This is a genomic window from Ilumatobacter sp., assembly GCF_046290335.1.
Taxonomy (GTDB): domain Bacteria; phylum Actinomycetota; class Acidimicrobiia; order Acidimicrobiales; family Ilumatobacteraceae; genus Ilumatobacter_A.
In genome coordinates this window covers 150,806-169,181 of record NZ_JBKAGH010000007.1, presented here as the reverse complement: position 1 = coordinate 169,181, position 18,376 = coordinate 150,806, and the positions used below count along the sequence as shown (strand labels likewise).

Here is an 18,376-nt window from a genome sequence, read left to right as displayed (position 1 = left end):
GGGGGCGTTGCTGGGGGCGTTGCCGGGGGCGTTGCTGGGGATGCTGACGGGGGCGCGTCGGTGAGCGTGGAACCGCCGGTGTTCACCGTGCTCGACAGCGGGACGTCGATCGACGACCAGGGCACCGAGATGCCGACGATCGTCATCGACGCCGCCGATCATCCCGAGGTCGCTGACCTCGCTCGGGTGCACGCCATCGACGGCATCGGCGACATCGCCACCGAAGGAACGCTGGTCGAGGCCGGCGCCGACGCGAAGGCGGCTGGCATCCACCAGGTACTCGTGCTCGCCGTGCAGATCAGCGTTCCGGTCCGATGTGTGTTCGCCGTCGCGATCCCGCTCCCGCAGCATCGCCAGGTCGTCGACCAGGCGATCGTGTCCAAGGGTCTCGTGATCGCAACGACGGCCCCCGATCGTGCCGCGCTCGACCGGCCGCTCTGGCTGGCGATCGATCTCGACCCGACACATTTGGCGTCACTGCTTCCGCCGTCTCCGAGCGGGCTGTCGTAGCGAACCGATCGGTCGCGAGTGCTCAGCGCGTGGCGAAGGGGACGGCGTGAGCGATCGCGTCGAGCCAGGCATCGATGTCGGCGTCGTCGCCGGTGATCTGCACATCGGGCTCCTCGGATCGTGCCACTCGGCCGAACAGGACGGCCAGGATGTTGCGGGTCGGACCCTCGATCCGAACGGCGGGATCGAGCAGGTCGCCGTAGACCGATGACGTGGTGCCGTCGTCGGCGACGACCAGGGAGTGATGGTGCCCGTCACAGGTGACCGTGAGACCGAGCGCTGTCGGTGCGCGATCGCCGAGGTGTTCCGCGATCGTCGTGAGCGCCCACGATGCGTCGTAGCGGCGTCTACCGGTCGGCGTCGTCGGCAGCCAGGTGGCGCCGAGACGCGCCAGCGCCGCGAGCACGGGGCGGACGTCGTCGCCGCGTTCCGTGAGCTGGTACATCGACCCGTTGGCGGGTGCCGGCAGCGGGACGCGTTCGACGAGATCGTGTTCTTCGAGTCGACGGAGCCGACTGGTGAGGAGGTCGGTGCCCATGCCGGGCTGGCGACGAGCGAGGTCGGTGAACCGCTGCGGTCCGGGCAAGAGGTCGCGCAGGATCAGGAGCGTCCAGCGCTCACCGAGGACGTCGAGCGCCTCGGCGACGCCACAGTGCTGGCGGTAGGAGCGACTGGTCACGGTTCGAGTTTCACGATGCGAGGAATTTCTCGTTGACTTGGAAAAGTGGGTGAGGTTGGTTGTAAAACATGTTCATGCTATCGAACGTGCCAGTCCAGCTGGCATCAGACCCGACGCGAACCTGGCGATGACCGCCACCGCCAGCCCCCCGATCGTGGTGTCGCCGGCAGCGTGGAAGACGCTGGCTGTCTCGTCGCTCGCCGTGCTCGCTGCCTTCCTCGACACCACGGTGTTGTTCGTGGCCTTCCCCGACATCGTCGCCTCGTTCGACGACGTCGCTCCTGCACAGCTGTCCTGGGTGCTCAACGCGTACACGATCGTCTTCGCGGCACTGCTGGTTCCGGCCGGAAAGATCGCAGATCGGGTCGGCCACAAGCGGGCCTTTCTCGTCGGCTCTGCGGTGTTCACCGTGGGGTCGATGCTGTGCGGCGTCGCGCCGAGCGCCGAACTCCTCATCGCATTCCGGCTGGTGCAGGCTGTCGGCGCGGCGACGTTGTTGCCGTCGTCGTTGGCGTTGATCCTGCGAGCGTTCCCGCCGCAAAAGGTGCCCGTTGCGGTAGCGATCTGGGGAGCGACCGGTGCGGTTGCCGGAGCGCTGGGTCCGACACTGGGCGCCGCGCTCGTCGAGGTCGGCGGCTGGCGCTGGGTCTTCTTCATCAACCTACCGATCGGCATCGCCACCCTGGTGATCGGCCGACGCCTGCTCGCCGAGTCGAAGGATCCGTCGACGGCGCTGCCCGCGTGGTCCGGTGTCGTGCTGATCATCATGTCGGCAGGGTTCGTCTCGCTCGGCGTGGTGCAGAGCGAGGAGTGGGGCTGGGCCGACGGGCGCACGATCGGATCGATCATCGCGGGCGTCGTGCTCCTCGGCGTGTTCGTCCGGCATCAGCGCGTCACGTCGAGGCCCGCGGTCGACCTGGAACTCTTCTCGATCCCGAACTTCTCGTGGGGCAACGCAGCCTCGATGGCATTCGGCGTCGCGTTCACGGCGATGTTCTTCTCCTCGATCCTGTTTCTCACCGAGGTGTGGGGGTACTCGATCCTGCGCGCGGGCTTCGCCGTCGCTCCGGGGCCGGCGCTGGTCGCGGTGCTGGCGCCGCGATTCGGTGCCCTGGCCGGCAAGGTCGGGCAGCGACCGCTGCTGTTGATCGGAGGCGCGTTGTTCGCCGTTGGTGGTCTGTGGCGGCTGGTGTTCTTGTCGGTCGAACCCGCGTACGTCATCGACTACCTGCCGTCGATGTTCTTCACCGGCGTGGGCGTCGCGCTGTGTCTACCGCAGCTGTCGAGTGTGGTGGCGCAGGCATTGCCGCCCAATCGACTCGGTGTCGGGGGCGGTGTCAATCAGGCGATCCGCCAGTTCGGCGGGACGCTCGGTGTCGCTTTGACGATCGCGTTCGTCGGTCGTCCCACCAGTCTGGCGGAGGCCAACGACCACTTCGGCCTGGTCTGGTGGCTGCTCGTCGCCGGGGGAGTGGCCACGTCGTTGCTCGCTGCACCCCTCGGCCGGATCGGTCCGTCGGCGGCCCCGTCCGGACCGGCGCCGGTCGTGGCTGCCACGGACTGATCTCGCGGTCGGCATCTCGCCGGGATCCAGCCAGCATCCGGGACAGAAGGAGTTGGCACTCTCGATTGCCGGTTGCCAATCGCTCGATGTCGTCGTATTCTGGCACTCGATCGAAGGGAGTGCCAGCGGCAACGCTGCGGGGACCTCCTCGGATCTGACAACGAATTCCGTAGATGACTGCCAATGGAGGCATGCAACATGAACCTGAAGCCACTCGAGGACCGCATCGTGGTCCGGCCCGCGGAGGCCGAGACGCAGACCGCTTCCGGTCTCGTGATCCCCGACACCGCCAAGGAAAAGCCGCAGCAGGGCGAAGTGCTCGCTGTCGGCCCGGGCAAGCGCTCGGACAGCACCGGCGAACTGATCGAAGTCGGCATCAACGTCGGCGACACCGTGCTGTACAGCAAGTACGGCGGCACCGAGGTCAACTCGGGTGGCGAGGATCTCCTCGTCCTCAACAGCCGTGACGTCCTCGCGATCGTCGAGCGCTGAGCCTCACGCTCAGACGTCCGTTCCCACATACATTTCGAAGCAAACTGCAAGCCAAGAGGAGTAACTCAACATGGCAAAGATCCTGAAGTTCGACGACGAGGCGCGCCGCGCACTCGAAGCCGGAGTCAACAAGCTCGCCGATGCCGTCAAGGTGACCATCGGACCAAAGGGCCGCAACGTCGTGCTCGACAAGAAGTTTGGCGCACCGACGATCACCAACGACGGTGTCTCGATCGCGAAAGAGATCGAACTCGAAGACCCGTTCGAGAACATGGGCGCCCAGCTCGTGAAGGAAGTCGCGACCAAGACCGACGACATCGCCGGTGACGGCACCACGACCGCCACCGTGCTCGCACAGGCGATGGTCAACGCCGGCATGAAGGTCGTCGCTGCTGGCGCCAACCCGATGGAGATCAAGCGCGGCATCGAGAAGGCTGTTGCCGCTGCGGTCGAGTCGATCAAGAGCCAGGCCAAGGACGTCGACGACAAGAAGGACATCGCGTCCGTCGCCACCATCTCGGCCGCCGACTCGTCGGTCGGCGAAGTCATCGCTGACGCCATCGACAAGGTCGGCAAGGACGGCGTCGTCACGGTCGAGGAGTCGAACACGTTCGGCACCGAGCTGGACTTCACCGAGGGCATGCAGTTCGACAAGGGCTACTTGTCGCCGTACTTCGTGACCGACGCCGAGCGTCAGGAAGTGGTCCTCGAGGACCCGTACATCCTGCTGCACAGCGCCAAGATCTCGACGGTCCAGACGATGCTCCCGACCCTCGAGGCCGTGATGCAGACGGGCAAGCCGCTCGTCATCATCGCCGAAGACATCGAAGGCGAAGCGCTCGCCACCCTCGTGGTGAACAAGATCCGCGGCACGTTCAACGCAGCGGCCGTCAAGGCCCCGGGCTTCGGCGACCGTCGCAAGGCGATGCTGCAGGACATGGCGGTCCTCACCGGTGGCCAGGTCATCAGCGAAGAAGTCGGCCTCAAGCTCGACAACGTGACGCTCGACCTGCTCGGCACCGCCAAGCGCGTCGTGATCACCAAGGACAACACGACCATCGTCGACGGTGGCGGCGAGTCGTCCGACATCGAAGGCCGCGTCAACCAGATCAAGGCCGAGATCGAGAACACCGACTCCGACTGGGATCGCGAGAAGCTCCAGGAGCGCCTCGCGAAGCTGGCCGGCGGCGTTGCGCTGATCAAGGTCGGCGCTGCGACCGAGGTCGAGCTCAAGGAGAAGAAGCACCGCATCGAAGACGCCGTGTCGTCGGTCCGTGCAGCCATCGAGGAAGGCGTGGTCGCTGGTGGCGGCACCGCCCTCATCCGGGCGCGGCCCGCCGTGCAGGCCGTCGTCGACTCGCTCGAGGGTGACGAGAAGGTCGGTGCCAAGACGGTGTGGGAAGCGCTCGTCGCTCCCGGTCGCAACATCGCCAACAACGCGGGCCTCGAAGGCACCGTCGTCGTGCGCGAAGTCGAGGCGGCCGAAGGCTCCGTGGGCATGAACGCTGCCACTGGCGAGATGATGGACCTCATCGCTGCGGGCATCATCGACCCGGCCAAGGTGACCCGTGCGGGTCTCCAGAACGCTGCGTCGATCGCTGCGATGGTGCTCACCACCGAGTGCCTGATCGCCGATGAGCCCGAAGCCGACGGTGGCGCTGGCGCCATGGGCGGCATGGGCGGCATGGGCGGCATGATGTGAGCCCCGGCCAGGACCTCGTCCTGGCCGCTGACTCCGTCAGCTGAAGTCCGACATCGTCGGTCTTCGACCTCAATCGGAAGGGGAGCAGGCATCGAGCCTGCTCCCCTTTTGCGTTCTCCGAACGCCGCGGGGACTCCCGTCGAGCGCGTCGAGGTGTTCGGTACCCTTCGGTGGATGGCACGTGAGTCGAATCGAGCAATGCGACCGTTCTGGTTGCATCAGGTCGTCGAGTACGTCATCGGCGCCGTGTTCATCTCGTCGAGTATCCAAAGCGAGGCGCCTGCGATCCCTGCCGTGCTCGGGGTCGGCGTCATGCTCAATGCCGCGTGCACGCATGGGCCGGCCGGTGCGTTCAGCTTCTTGCATCGGCGAGTCCATCGGATCATCGATGTCGTGATCGTCGTGGCGGTGGTGTCGGCCGCTGTGCAACCGGTGGTCTCGGTTGGCGACAATGCGCGTCTGCTGATGCTGATGTTGGCGGTGGTGCTCGCCTTCGTCTGGTGGAACACCGACTTCGCGACGAAAGACGAGCGGAAGGCTCGCCGTATGGCGACGAAGTCGACGCGTCGGCGGCCGTCACGACCGACGAGCGAAGAGGTCGGTCAGAAGGCGGGCCGCCTCGTCGGCGACGGAGTGAACTTCGCACGGCGAGCCAAGAAGAACATGTCGTCGGACGAATGAGTGCCGGAGCGATCGAGCGTCCGGACGGCGCGACCCGTCGACCCGGTGGTCGCCAGCAGATCCCTCGTCCGTCGAACACGATCGTGGAATTCGACGCGCCGTGGGACTTGCATGCAACGTGGTCCGTCGACGAATTGATCGCGCCGGTCGCCGCGTCGTCGGCACCGATGCTGCCGACCTTTCCCGACGCGAAGCATTCCGCGGTGCTGCTCTTGCTCGCCGACGGTCCCGACGGTGCCGAGGTGCTGCTCACTCGACGCTCGATGCGGATGCGCAACCACAAGGGTGAGATCAGTTTTCCCGGCGGTCGATGCGACGACGGGGAGTCCGCCGTCGAGACCGCGATCCGCGAAGCGCACGAGGAGGTAGGGCTCGACCCGGACGCGCCGCAGGTCATCGGCGAACTCGAGCATCTCTCGACGATCGTGTCGAAGAGCTACATCGTGCCCGTCGTGGCCCGACTCGACGAACCCGTCGCGTTGGCCCCACGCACGATGGAGGCCGATCGCGTGATGTGGACGCCGATTCGGGAACTGACGATGCCGGGCACGTATCACCGCGAGCGTTGGGGGCTCGCACCGCTCGACCGCCCGCTGCACTTCTTCCACCTCGACGACGAGACGGTCTGGGGCGCCACGGCCCGCATGATCTTCGATCTCCTCACGCTCCCTCGCTGACGGCCGTGCGGTCGGCACGGGGAGGCGTTTCAGGCGCCCCAGCCGCCGGAGAAGTCGAAGAACTGACCGGTCTGGAAGCGGCTCGTCCCGTCGAGCAGGACCGAGGTGAATGCCGCCAACTCGTCCATCGTGCCGAGACGGCGCATCGGTGTCTGTGCCTCGATCCGTGCTCGGCGTTCGGGGTCGCGTCCGGCACCGGAGGCCTTGAGGAAACCGGGGAAATCCATGAAGTTCGTACCGACGGCGTTGACCTGGATGCCATCGGCGGCGTGCTCGAGGCCGATCGCTCGCACCAGTCCGTTCGCCCCGGCGCGCGTGCCCCCGTAGATCGAGGTCATCGGGCCGGGGCGGCCTCCGGTCGCCGAGGTGAAGACAACGGTCTGGCCGGCGCCGGCATCGACCATCGGTGGAAGGACCGCCTGCAATCCGTGGAACACCATGTCGAGGTTGGTGCGCTTGATCGTCTCCCACTGTTCGTCGGTCATGTCGAGGAACTTGCCGACGATGATCACCCCGGTGACGAGGCAGGCCGAGTCGAGCCGTCCGAACCGGTCGAGCGCAGCGGACACGAGCGTCGCGTTGCCGGCCGCCGTCGAGAGATCGACATCGCTCACCGTCACGACCGTGGCTCCTGCCGCCTCGAGCGCCGGACGCTGGTCGGCGAACGATGCTTCGACGCCGACCATGGTTGCGTCGCCATCGATACCGTGCAGGACGAGATCGAATCCTCGGGCGGCCAGGGTTCGGGCGAGCGCGGGGCCGACGTAGCCGGTGGCCATGGTGATCAGTGCGACGGGACGAGCGGACGACGAGGTCATCATCGCATCGTGCCATGCGGCCCGGTTCGCCGTGGCATCCGTCGAGCAGCGCGGCACACGATCGTTGCCGTCCACCTCTCGATCAGCCGTGGGTACGCGTCGCGTCGGTGGCGCCCGTGGCCGGGGTGGCGGTCAGCGTGCCGGAGCGAGTCGCTGCAGTAGTGCTGCGGCGCCGAGCACGTCACGGTGGGTCGTCGCCCGGGCGCCGACCGAGATCCGCAGCGCCGATCGATTGTCGAGGAGCGTGCGCGTGAACAACACCTCGCCGGTCGCATTCGCCGCGTCGATGAGCGCATCGGTCGCCGCGTTCGCCGACTCGACGGTGTCGCCGCGCAGCGCCACGCACAGCAGGTTCAGCGGATGCGGGGCGAGCACCTCGAAGCGGTCGTCGGCGCCGAAGATGTCGGCGAGTTGCTGGGTCCAGGCGACGTGATCCCGGATCATCGCCTGCACGGGTTCGACGCCTTCGGTGCGGAGCGCGAACCACAGTTTCAGCGCGCGGAACCTGCGACCGAGCGGTATCTGCCAGTCGCGGTAGTCGATGGCCGCACCGGCTTCGGCTGCCGCGGACTGGAGATAGGGCGGCAAGATGCTGAGCGCGCCGATCAGCGAGGCACGGTCGGCGGTCCAGAACAGGTTGCAGTCGAAGTTGATGCCCATCCACTTGTGCGGGTTGGTGGTGTAGGAATCGGCGCGGTCCAACCCGTCGTTCACCCATCGCAGCGACAGCTCGAGTGCAGCGATGCCCGACATCGCCGCGTCGACATGCAGCCAGAGGCGTTCGCGCTCGCAGATCTCAGCGACAGCAGGTGTGGGGTCGAACGCCATCGACGACGTCGTACCATGCGTGGTGCAGACGAAGAACGGGAGCAAGCCGGCGGATCGGTCCGTTGCGATCATCTCGGCGAGCGCGCCGGGTTGCATCGCGAAACGCTCGTCGTGCGGGACGAGACGAACCCGCTCGGACCCGATACCGGCGATGCGGAATCCCTTTTCGATGCTCGAGTGAGCCTGGGACGTGCAGTAGCCGACCAGGCGGGTGGTGTCGCCGTCGGCGTTGATGTCGCCGCCGGTCACCCGCCATCTGGCGGCCAACATCGCCACCAGCGTCGCTTCGCTCGCCGTGCCCTGGATCACACCGCCGCCGTGCTCGCTCGTCGATCGGAACCGCGCGGGCAGGCCCAACAATTCCTGCATCCAGTCGAGCATCAGCGTTTCGAGTTCGGTTGCGGAGGGCGAAGTGGCCCACGCCATCGCGTTGACGCCGAGACCGGCCGACATCAACTCGCCGAGGATCGATGGGTAGGACACGTTCGACGGAAACCAGGCGAAGAAACCAGGGTGCTGCCACTGCGTGAGGCCCGGCACGATGATCGACTCGAGATCGGCCACGACGTCGTCGAACGACTCGAGTTCGCTCGGAGGATGCTCGGGAAGTCGAGCACGAACGTCACCGGGCTGAATTTCCGGGAACACTCGCCGTCCGGAACCCGTGTCGTCGAGGAAGTCGGCGATCCAGTCGACCATGTCGTGGCCGTGGCGGCGGAACTCGTCAGGGGTCACGACGGAACCCTACCGATCGCCAAGAAACCCGCTCCTCGACCCCGCCCGTCGAGCTAGGGTGCCATCGGGCCCACCGGCCCAGGGATTGGGAGGGCACGCGATGACTGACATGAACATGGAACCGGCCGAGGACGTGCTGGAGCGCAGGGCATTCATCCGGCGGATGGCGTTGGTCGCCGGAGCGGTAGCCGTGCCAGCGGTCGCCACCTTCCGTCTGGGAGGGGCGTCGTCCGAGGGACCGCTGGTCGCGCTGCCGGCCCCACTCGTTCCCGCGAACACCGGCGGCGGCGGCAACACCGGCGGGGGCGGCAACACCGGCGGGGGCGGCAACACCGGCGGGGGCGGCAACACCGGCGGCGGAAGCAACACCGGTTCGACCACGACCACGACCACGACCACGACGTCGTCGACCACGAGTTCGACGACCAGCTCGACCACGACCAGTGTCCCCGACAGCACCACCACGTCGGTGGCACCGACGACCTCCACGACTTCCACGACCTCCACGACGTCGACGACCTCGCCGCCCGCGACGACGACGCCGCCCGCGACGACGACGCCGTCGGCGCTGTTGCCGTTGGACGCCACGCTCCCCGAGACCGAATGACGCCGGGCTCGGACGCGCCGTCCGAGCCGCGGCCGCTGCTGTCGGCGGCCATCATCGTCAAGGACGAGGCCGACCTCCTCCGAGGCTGCCTCACCACGATCGCCGACGTGTGCGACGAAATCATCGTCGTCGACACCGGGAGTTCGGACGATTCTGTTGCGGTCGCCGCGTCGTTCGGTGCGGTGCAGGCGCTGCACCCCTGGGAGGACGACTTCGCTGCGGCGAGGAACCGAGCACTGGAGTTGGCGACCGGGAGGTGGATTCTCTACATCGACGCCGACGAGCAACTGGAGGCTCCAGATCCGGCGGCGATCCGCGACGAACTGCTGCGGGCGACCGACGCCGTGGCGCTGCGGGTGTGGTTTCGTGCCCGTCCGATCTGGTCGCCGTATCGGGAATTTCGAGTCTGGCGTCACCGCCCGGACGTCCGCTTCGTCGGAAGAATCCACGAAACGATGGTGCCGGACCTCCGACGCATCGAGGCCGACGAGGGCCTCGCGGTGCACGACTCCGCCCACCTCCGTATCACGCACCATGGGTACGAGGGCGACCAGACCGCCAAGCATCGGCGCAACCTCCCGTTGCTGGAAGCACGCGTTCGCGAGCTGCCCGACCGCTGTTACTTGTGGAACCATCTCGGCAACGTCAGAGAGGCGCTCGGTGATGTCGACGGGGCGCGTCATGCTTGGCAGACGGGTATCGATGTGATCCGGCGCAATGGACTCACCGACCGGACCGATGTCCTCTGCTACGCCGGGTACGCGCTGAGCTCGATCGCCAACGGACGAGATGTGGCGGCGCTCGTCGACGAGATGTGGGCGGTCTGCCCTTGGTATCGAACGATCGATTGGATCGCTGCGAAGAACCACGCCACGCAGCATCGGCCGTCGTTGGCGATCCCGCACCTCCGTCGCCTCATCGACACGGGCATCGACCCCCTCGACGATTCACTTGCGTACAACAACGACATGTTCGCCTCGTGGGCGTGGACGCTGCTCGCCGACTGCCAACTCGCCCTCGGTGATGTGCGCGGCGCCGCGGCGACGATGTCGGAGGCCGCTGTGGCGAATCCGAACGACGCTGCACTTCGCACCGCCGCCGTCGCGCTCGCCGCTCGCGTCCGCCGCCGGCCATGAACATCGGCCCGTAGAAGTCGGGTGAGATGTCGGCGGGTTCGGTGTCGGCTGAGATGCCGCTTGGCTCTCGGCTGAGATGCCGCTTGGCTCAGGACGATGCGCGTGCTGCGATCGCTCGAAACAACACGGGTTGGTCGGTCGCGTCGGTGTCGGTGTCGAACTCGATCTCGAAACCGAACGAGACCAGTCGGTCACGGAGCCGCTCCAGCCGCTCGGATGAGCCGTGGGCCGGATGGATCTCGCCGACGATCACATCGACCTGGCCGAGCCGCTCGGCGGTTTCCAACGTCGACCATTCGGCGCCTTCGCAATCGATCTTCAACCACACGTTGCCTCGATCACCGTGCTGGCGGCGGACCTCGTCGATGAGCTCGTCGAGCGAGACCGACCTCGCCACGAACTCGTCATCACCGGTCACGACATCGCTGGCTCGCCGTCGAGGAGCGTGCCCGCCCGTGTTGACCGAGGGCTGTCGGCCGGGCTCCACGAACACCGGCGCCGCCCCGATGACGATCTCCTGGCCTGCTGGCGGACTCCAGACGGCTCGGCGGCGGAGATCGACGAGCCCGGCTTCGATTTCGGCGGCCAGATTGATCTGAAACAGCCGATGATTGTCCGGTTGCGGTTCGAGGGCGATGACGTGGGCTGCGCCGGAGTCGATCATCCTCGCGGTGAACGAGCCGATGTGGCCGCCGATGTCGATGCCGATCGTGCCTGGCGGGAGCTGGTCAGGGACGCCGTACTCCTGCTCGCTGTAGACGAGGTGCGCCACCCGGTGATCGAAGGTCGACGGACGCATTCGGATCCGGCGGGTGCCTCCTGGAAGAACGCAGCGTTCGAAGGCGGGATCCTCGCTCACGAGACCGACGTCGATGAGCTGGTCGAGCGCGATGACGAACCGCCGAAGGTTCAGGTCCGACTCTGCGTCGGAGGTCGATCCGAGGATCTCTGCGAGGAGCTCGGCGAGGTCGAGCGAAGTGAGGTCGCCATCGCACAGCGAGTAGACGATCGCGGCAATGGGGTCGAGATGATGTACCAAGCCGTGTCTCTCGTCGTCGACCACCAGTCCGTCGTCGACTTCCGTCGCGACGGGGCCATCGAGACGGCACGGACCGATCGGGGGTACGACGACACGCTCCAGCGCCCGTCGGACGTCGGCGCCGATCGTGTCCGGATCGAATCGCTCGCGGACGAGCGTCGCCGCGGCCGCTGCGAGCCGGCGACGAAGGCTGGGGTCGTCGAGGAGTCGGGAGATCTGCTCCGCCATCGCGCGGGCATCGCCGGCGATGAGTGCGTGCTCGCCGTGGACGGCGTGGAGCCCTTCGATACCGAGCGGCGTCGACACGACCGGAACCTGCTGGATCCAGGATTCGAGGATCTTGATCCGTGTGCCCGAACCATGGTGGATGGGTACGACGGTCATCGTGGCGCTGCGGTAGAGCTCGGTCAGGTCGTCGACGAATCCGACGCCGTGGTCGATGTCGTCGCTGCCAAGCCCGGCGATGACGAGCCGAGCCGCCGGGTGGGTTGCCTGCACCTCCGGCCAGACGTCACGCCCCAGCCAACGAGCGCCGTCGAGATTCGGGCCGTAGGAGAAGTTGCCCACCATCACGACGAGGTCGTCGGAGCGTGGAGTATTCGGCGTCTGGGGCACCGGCGTCTCGAGGGGATACGTGTTGGGGACGGCCAACGTGGTGCCGAATCCCCGTGCGCTCGACATGAGTGCGACGCGTGGGCTGATCTCGGCGATCATCGATCGGAAGCGGCGAGCGGTGTCGTGGTCGCCATACGACGCTGCGAATGCGGCGTCGTCATCGTCGAGGTCGACGACGAGTGGCGTGTGGTCCGCCGAGACGAGCCCGACACCGAACGGCCCGAGGTAGGACTTGAACACGACGACGAGGTCGAACGGTTCGAGCTCGGTGGCGAGGCGCGCTCCGAGGTACTGCGGCGCGCGACGGGCCAGCCGCGGATGATCGGGATGCGACATCTCCATCGGCGCGACGACGACGAGTTCGCCGTCCCGGTCGGAGCCCTCGCAGATCGGCGGACTCCCGAGGAGTGGCACCACGATCGTCGTGAGCTCTCCCATCTCGGAGAGCGTTCGTTGCCAGAAGGCTGCTCGCTGGGCCGACCCGTTCCCGCGTTGCCCGGGCTCGATCGGCGTCACGAAGGCGATTCTCACCATTGGCACCCTAACGATCGGGAACCGGAACGATCGGGAACCGGAACGATCGGGAACCGGAACGATCGGGAACCGGAACGATCGGGAACCGGAACGATCGACGGCCGGAAGGATCGATGGCTACTCTGACGGTCGATGGTCGGCAGGGTTCGCTATGCGTGCGAGTGGACGACCGCAGGCATCGGCGTCGCCGCACAGCGAAGCATCCGTGCGCTACTGCAACACCGCGAGGTCGATGTGGCCGGGGCGTCGACCGATGCGCGGATCGGTCTCGCCTGGGAACCGCTGGAGGCGACCGTCGATGGCCGGCAACGAGCCGATGACTCGTCGTCGGCTGCGGCGTGGCTCCGGGCGCTGCGGCGGCCACGCGTCGATGATGAGACGCTCGTTCACCACTCCGTGCCAGGCGGGTGGGCTGGGGTCGCTGCGCAATTGCGGCCGAGCTATCGAATCGGACACAGCGTCTGGGAACTCGACGATCTCCCGACCGCCTGGATCGATCAGATGGCCGGTGTCGACGAGTTCTGGGTGCCGACGGAGTGGAACCGTCGTGCGTTCGAGCGAGCGTTCTCGCGACCCGTGCACGTCGTTCCGCACATCGTGGCCGACGTGGCACCGACGCCACCGCCGATGCCCCTCCCCGATGACGTCGCGGTGGTGTCGATGGTCTCGGCCTGGGACTGGCGTAAGCGTCCCGACCGCGCCATCGAGGCGTTCTGCCGGGCATTCACCAGCGCCGACCCCGTGGTGCTCGCTGTGAAGACCACCCCGTGGCACGTTTCGTGGCCTGGTGGGGTGCGCGACATCGCGCAATTGATCCATCGAATCACCGAGCAGTTCCCCGACCCTCCGGCCGTTCACTACAGCACGGCGGTCTGGACCGACGAACAGATGGCGGGGCTGGCTGCTCGATCGACCTGCACTCTGTCGTTGACCGCTTCAGAAGGGTGGGGGCTCGGAACGTTCGACGCTGCGGCAATGGGGATCCCGGCGATCATCACCGGCTTCGGTGGACAGATCGAGTACCTGGGCGACGACTACCCGGGCCTGCTGCCGTATCGACGTGTACGGACCGTGCACGACGATCGGGAACTCTTCGAGTTCGGGACGGAGTGGGCGCACGCTGACATGGACGCCGCCGTCGACCTCCTGCGTTCGGTGGTCGCCGGAACGGCTTCGTCACTCGTCGAGCGAGCTCGGGCCCTTGCACCGGAGCTTCGTGCCCGGTACTCGCCAGACGTCGTCGGCGCCCAGATGGCCGGACTGCTCGCTGACTCACTCGACCGCTCGCCGGTGTCGCCGCATGGGGCTCGTCGCGCCGTTGGGTCGTCGATCGTCGTCGATCCCGACGAGCGCATCGTCGTCCTCACCCCGATCAAGGATGCGGCGCATCATGCAGCCGGGTATGTAGATCGCATCCTCGCGCTGGAGTATCCGTCAGCGCTGTTGCGCGTCGAGGTGCTCGCGAGCGACTCGAGGGACGGAACCGCTGATGCGTTCCGGGCCGAGTTCGACCGTCTCGCCGACGCGGGCATCGACAGCGCCGTCCACGAGCGTGACTTCGGATACGTGATCCCCGCCGGTGTCCCGCGCTGGGCGCCGGAGATCCAGCTCCAACGACGCTTGGTGCTCGCCCGCAGCCGCAATCATCTCCTGTCACGGGGACTCGGTGATGCCGACTGGGCGTTGTGGATCGATGTCGATGTCGTCTCGTACCCCACCGATGTCGTCGCTCGACTCCGCGAGGTCGGCGGTGAGGTGGTGCAGCCGCACTGTGTCGATCCGAACGGCCGGACGTTCGACCTGAACGCCTGGACCGATCACGGGCGGTATCACTTCGATGACTACGTCGGCACCGAACTCGTCGAACTCCACGCAGTCGGCGGGACCATGCTGCTGGTTCGTGCTGATCGGCATCGAGACGGCCTGATCTGGCCGGCATACCTGCACGGCGCGCCGAACCAGCGGATCCGTCGTGACCCGGTGGTGTTGGAGCGTGACGAGATCGGCGAAGTCGAAACGGAAGGGCTCGGCATGCTGGCCTACGACATGGGGATCGCCTGCTGGGGGCTTCCCGACCTGCGCATCCGCCACGCCTAGCCGCAAGTCGAACCGGCCAGCACGAGCCGTTCAGCACGAACCGTTCAGCACGAACCGTTCAGGCGCCTGGGTCGGCCGGCTGCTCGCCACGGTCGCTGCTGCGTCGTGCCGCGTCGATCGCGGCGCGGTTGCGGCGGACACCTGCGGTGATGCGCCAGAAGATCAGGCCGAGACCGGCGACGAGCGCGACGAAGACGGCCGTTTGTCCGATTCCGCCACGAGCTTCGCTTCCGCAGCCGGGTCGCTCGACCAAGCCGATGCAGTCGCTGAGATTGGCATCGTCGGGCAAGAAGTCGCTGGCCGTGACCGGCGGCCGCTCCTGGAGCGGCGGTTGCTCCTCGAGCGTCGTCGGCACCGTCGTGTCGGGTGTCGTGTCGGGTGTGGTGTCGGGTGTCGCTGCTGCGGGCGTACCCGCGCTCGCAACAGATGTCGGGTCGGCAGATGTCGGGTGTGCAGAGACCGGGATCGGGGCGACCAGCGTCAGCGCCACGAACGCGGCCGCCAAGGCGGCGAGCAACCTGGCGACAGCGACGGCCGGGCCTCTACGATGCATGACTTGAGTCAAGCGCCCCAGTCCACGAGTCCCACCCCCGATGTCGTCACGTCCGGCGGCGCTCAGACGTCGCGTTCGCCGTCGGCGCAGTCCGGTCGGGCGACGGTACTGGTCGTCGACTTCGGCGCCCAGTACGCGCAGTTGATCGCCCGCCGAGTACGCGAATTGCACGTGTACTCCGAGATCGTGCCGAATCGGATCACGGCCGCCGAGATCGCCGAGCGAGCACCAGTGGCGATCATCTTGTCGGGTGGCCCCGCCAGCGTGCACGTCGACGGTGCGCCGTCGCTCGATCCAGCGATCTACGACCTCGGTATCCCGATGCTGGGCATCTGCTACGGCGCCCAGTTGCTCGCGCAGCAGTTGGAGGGCGGCGTGGTCGGACGCGGCATGGCCGGTGAGTACGGGCGGACGAAGCTCACCCGCATGGGCCCGTCCCTGATCCTTCCCGACGACGCTCCCGACGTCCACGAGTGTTGGATGAGCCACTTCGACGGGATCACGCAACTGCCCGAGGGTTTCGTGGCGACGGCGTCGTCGGCCGGCGCGCCGGTGGCCGTGCTCGAGAACGAGGAGCGGGAGATCTACGGGGTGCAGTTCCACCCGGAAGTCGTGCACTCGCCGTTCGGGTTGCGCACGATGGAACGGTTCTTGCGCGAACGAGTCGGTGTCGCTGCCGACTGGGAGATGTCGTCGGTGATCGACGAGCAGGTCGATCTCATACGCGAACGAGTGGGCGACGCTCGCGTCATCTGCGGCCTGTCTGGCGGCGTCGACTCCTCCGTCGCTGCGGCGCTGGTCCACAAGGCGATCGGGGCGCAGCTCACCTGCATCTACGTCGACACCGGCCTCATGCGAAAGAACGAGAGCGAGCAGGTCGTCGAGACCTTCCGCCGCAACCTCGGCATCGAACTGATCCACGCCGACGAGGGCGCCACGTTCTTCGAAGCGCTCGCCGGGTTGACCGAACCGGAGTCGAAGCGCAAAGCCATCGGCGAGCGATTCATCCGAGTCTTCGAGAAGCACACCGGTGGTCTCACCGAAGCGAAGTTCCTGGTCCAGGGCACGCTGTATCCCGATCTGATCGAGTCGGGGGGAACCGACGGCACGGCGTCGGTGATCAAGAGCCATCACAACGTGGGCGGGCTGCCCGACGACATGGAACTCGAGTTGATCGAGCCCCTGCGCGATCTCTTCAAAGACGAGGTGCGGGCGCTGGGATCCGAACTCGGTCTGCCCGACGAGATGGTGTGGCGTCAGCCGTTCCCGGGGCCGGGCCTCGGCGTTCGGATCATCGGTGAGGTCACGCCGGAGCGCGTTGCCGTGTTGCAGGAAGCCGACGCGATCGTTCGCGAAGAACTGCAGCGCGCTGGTCTCGAACGCCAGATCTGGCAGTCGTACGCCGCGCTGTTGGCCGACGTCCGTTCGGTCGGGGTGATGGGCGACGAACGAACCTACGGTCACCCGGTCGTCATTCGCGCGGTGACGAGCGATGACGCCATGACCGCCGACTGGGCGCGCGTCCCGTATGAGACGCTCGAGGTGATGTCGCAGCGCATCATCAACGAGGTCGACGGTGTCAACCGAGTCGTCTACGACATCACGAGCAAGCCGCCGGGCACCATCGAATGGGAATGACGTCTGAGCGGCAATGACGTCGCAGGCAGCCCGACCAACTGGTGGACGAAACGATGACGCCGATCGCAACAAGTTCGTCATAATCGGTACACTCGCGGCTTGTCTATGAAGCGGTTCCGACAGCGCGCAACGCACAGCTCTCCGCGACGTTCCACACGGCGATGGTCGCAGCGCCGGAGCACTCGTGTCGGGCGGTTCGCGCGAGTCGTCCCGATCGCCTTGATGGTGTCCGTCGTCGTCCCGACGATGCACCCCGGTCTCGCGTCGGCGAGCCCCGTCGAGCAGCAGCGTCAGCGCGTCGAGAACATCGTCGACGAACTCGAACGCCTCGAAGAGCAGGCGTTGCGGATTGGGGAGGAATACACCGCAGCCCTCGACGATCAACGCCTGCTCGCCGAGGAGATCGTCGACCTCGAAGCCGACATCGCGGCGCAAGAGGTCGAGCTCGACACGCTGCGCTCCGACCTGGGCGAAATGGCCGTCCGTTCGTTCATCGGCACCGGTCGTGCACCGTTGGGTCCGCTGTTCGAAGAGTCGGCCAACCTCAACGACGTGCTGCAGCGCGATGAGCTCGCACGAGCGGCCCTGAGCGCCGGCGACGTCACGACCGACGAGATCGACGCCTACGTGTCCGATCTCGAAGACGATCGAACCGAGCTCGAGAACAAGCGGAGGCAGGCTGAGCAGCTGGCTGCGTCGCTGGTCTCGGCGCAGGAAGAAACCGAACGACTCCGAGCGGAGTATCAGCAAGCTCGCATCGATGCCGAAGCCGAACTCGGCCAGCTCATCGTCGAAGAAGAGCAGCGTCGAGCAGCCGAATCAGCTGCGCGCATCCAAGCCGAGATCGCAGCATCCCAGAACGCCTCGAGCAACTCCGGCTCGAACAGCTCCGGCTCGAACAGCTCCGGCTCGAACGATTCGGGTTCGAACAGCTCGGGCTCGAACGACTCGGGCTCGTCGGGCACCACCAACACGAGTGGGGGATCATCGGGTTCGAGCGGCGATTCGGGGAGCAGCTCGGGCGGCGGATCGAGCGCCCCACCGGTGTCGTCACTGGCCAGCGTGGCCGTCAACGCCGCACTGAACCAGCAGGGCGTGCCCTACCGCTATGCGACGTCGAGCCCCGGGGTCGCCTTCGACTGCTCAGGCCTCACCAAGTACGCCTGGGGCAAGGCCGGCGTGTACCTGCCACATCAGTCGGCGCAGCAGTTCGCGTCGATCCCGCACGTGTCGAAAGACGCCGCTCAGCCCGGCGACCTGCTCTTCTACTACAGCCCGATCAGCCACGTCGGCGTCTACCTCGGCGGCGGCCAACTCGTGCACGCCCCGGCGACCGGCGATGTCGTGAAGATCGCAAGCGTGAACTGGTCGAAGGTCTCCGGCGTCGGCCGCCCCGGCTGACGTCCCCGTCCCGCGGTGCGACTCCCGCGTCGTCGGCCGCTGCGGTCATCGGGCGGGTTCACCTGAAGTC

General features: G+C 66.9%; 16 protein-coding genes. 11 read left to right on the top strand and 5 right to left on the bottom strand.

The features are described from left to right. Positions 1-60: 60 nt before the first annotated feature. The gene (locus ACE37B_RS21430) at positions 61-510 is read left to right on the top strand and encodes a hypothetical protein (RefSeq protein ID WP_409925385.1); all 450 of its coding nucleotides are present in this window, start codon (positions 61-63) and stop codon (positions 508-510) included. Positions 511-532: 22 nt separating this feature from the next. Here the strand turns inward: ACE37B_RS21430 and ACE37B_RS21425 are convergent, their stop codons facing one another. Continuing rightward, on the bottom strand, positions 533-1,189 hold the full coding sequence (locus tag ACE37B_RS21425; protein ID WP_409925384.1) for a winged helix-turn-helix transcriptional regulator: 657 nt from the start codon (positions 1,187-1,189) through the stop codon (positions 533-535). A gap of 127 nt (positions 1,190-1,316) precedes the next feature. On the opposite strand from ACE37B_RS21425, the gene ACE37B_RS21420 reads away from it, so the two are divergent. The 5 genes from ACE37B_RS21420 to ACE37B_RS21400 all read left to right on the top strand — a co-directional run bounded on the left by ACE37B_RS21420 (position 1,317) and on the right by ACE37B_RS21400 (position 6,305). Continuing rightward, the gene (locus tag ACE37B_RS21420; RefSeq protein ID WP_409925383.1) at positions 1,317-2,753 is read left to right on the top strand and encodes a DHA2 family efflux MFS transporter permease subunit; all 1,437 of its coding nucleotides are present in this window, start codon (positions 1,317-1,319) and stop codon (positions 2,751-2,753) included. Positions 2,754-2,951: 198 nt separating this feature from the next. Continuing rightward, on the top strand, positions 2,952-3,245 hold the full coding sequence (gene groES, locus ACE37B_RS21415) for a co-chaperone GroES (RefSeq protein ID WP_409925382.1): 294 nt from the start codon (positions 2,952-2,954) through the stop codon (positions 3,243-3,245). Positions 3,246-3,315: 70 nt separating this feature from the next. Continuing rightward, a complete protein-coding gene (groL, locus tag ACE37B_RS21410) occupies positions 3,316-4,947 on the top strand; it encodes a chaperonin GroEL (protein ID WP_409925381.1) in 1,632 nt (543 codons plus the stop codon). 174 nt (positions 4,948-5,121) lie between these two features. Beyond that, positions 5,122-5,628, top strand: coding sequence for a hypothetical protein (locus ACE37B_RS21405; protein WP_409925380.1), 507 nt, complete (start codon positions 5,122-5,124; stop codon positions 5,626-5,628). After that, complete coding sequence (locus ACE37B_RS21400; RefSeq protein WP_409925379.1) at positions 5,625-6,305, top strand: NUDIX hydrolase; 681 nt, start codon at positions 5,625-5,627, stop codon at positions 6,303-6,305. The genes ACE37B_RS21405 and ACE37B_RS21400 overlap by 4 nt, the downstream gene beginning before the upstream one ends. 29 nt (positions 6,306-6,334) lie before the next feature. Here the strand turns inward: ACE37B_RS21400 and ACE37B_RS21395 are convergent, their stop codons facing one another. Together ACE37B_RS21395 and ACE37B_RS21390 are read right to left on the bottom strand one after the other, a co-directional pair. Beyond that, positions 6,335-7,123: an SDR family NAD(P)-dependent oxidoreductase gene (locus ACE37B_RS21395; protein ID WP_409925378.1), complete on the bottom strand. Its 789-nt coding sequence runs from the start codon at positions 7,121-7,123 to the stop codon at positions 6,335-6,337. Between the two features lie 132 nt (positions 7,124-7,255). Further along, positions 7,256-8,686: a pyridoxal phosphate-dependent decarboxylase family protein gene (locus ACE37B_RS21390; protein WP_409925377.1), complete on the bottom strand. Its 1,431-nt coding sequence runs from the start codon at positions 8,684-8,686 to the stop codon at positions 7,256-7,258. 109 nt (positions 8,687-8,795) lie between these two features. Here ACE37B_RS21390 and ACE37B_RS21385 point away from each other — a divergent pair, with 109 nt between their 5' ends. Together ACE37B_RS21385 and ACE37B_RS21380 are read left to right on the top strand one after the other, a co-directional pair. Beyond that, complete coding sequence (locus ACE37B_RS21385) at positions 8,796-9,293, top strand: hypothetical protein (protein WP_409925376.1); 498 nt, start codon at positions 8,796-8,798, stop codon at positions 9,291-9,293. After that, positions 9,290-10,429, top strand: a complete 1,140-nt coding sequence (locus tag ACE37B_RS21380) for a glycosyltransferase family 2 protein (protein ID WP_409925375.1) — start codon at positions 9,290-9,292, stop codon at positions 10,427-10,429. Before ACE37B_RS21385 ends, ACE37B_RS21380 begins: the two co-directional genes overlap by 4 nt. 88 nt (positions 10,430-10,517) lie before the next feature. Here ACE37B_RS21380 and ACE37B_RS21375 read toward each other — a convergent pair whose 3' ends face one another. After that, the gene (locus tag ACE37B_RS21375; protein WP_409925374.1) at positions 10,518-12,614 is read right to left on the bottom strand and encodes an FkbM family methyltransferase; all 2,097 of its coding nucleotides are present in this window, start codon (positions 12,612-12,614) and stop codon (positions 10,518-10,520) included. A 135-nt stretch (positions 12,615-12,749) separates the two neighbouring features. Between ACE37B_RS21375 and ACE37B_RS21370 the strand changes: the two genes are divergently transcribed. Further along, positions 12,750-14,714 carry a hypothetical protein gene (locus ACE37B_RS21370; RefSeq protein ID WP_409925373.1) on the top strand — a complete coding sequence of 655 codons (1,965 nt, stop codon included), beginning with the start codon at positions 12,750-12,752 and terminating at the stop codon, positions 14,712-14,714. Positions 14,715-14,772: 58 nt separating this feature from the next. On the opposite strand, the gene ACE37B_RS21365 is transcribed toward ACE37B_RS21370, so the two are convergent. Then, positions 14,773-15,267 carry a hypothetical protein gene (locus ACE37B_RS21365; protein ID WP_409925372.1) on the bottom strand — a complete coding sequence of 165 codons (495 nt, stop codon included), beginning with the start codon at positions 15,265-15,267 and terminating at the stop codon, positions 14,773-14,775. Here ACE37B_RS21365 and guaA point away from each other — a divergent pair. Together guaA and ACE37B_RS21355 are read left to right on the top strand one after the other, a co-directional pair. After that, a complete protein-coding gene (gene guaA / locus ACE37B_RS21360) occupies positions 15,262-16,905 on the top strand; it encodes a glutamine-hydrolyzing GMP synthase (RefSeq protein WP_409925371.1) in 1,644 nt (547 codons plus the stop codon). The two genes, ACE37B_RS21365 and guaA, sit on opposite strands and share 6 nt — an antisense overlap. Positions 16,906-17,127: 222 nt before the next feature. Continuing rightward, a complete protein-coding gene (locus ACE37B_RS21355; protein ID WP_409925370.1) occupies positions 17,128-18,306 on the top strand; it encodes an NlpC/P60 family protein in 1,179 nt (392 codons plus the stop codon). Positions 18,307-18,376: the final 70 nt, after the last annotated feature.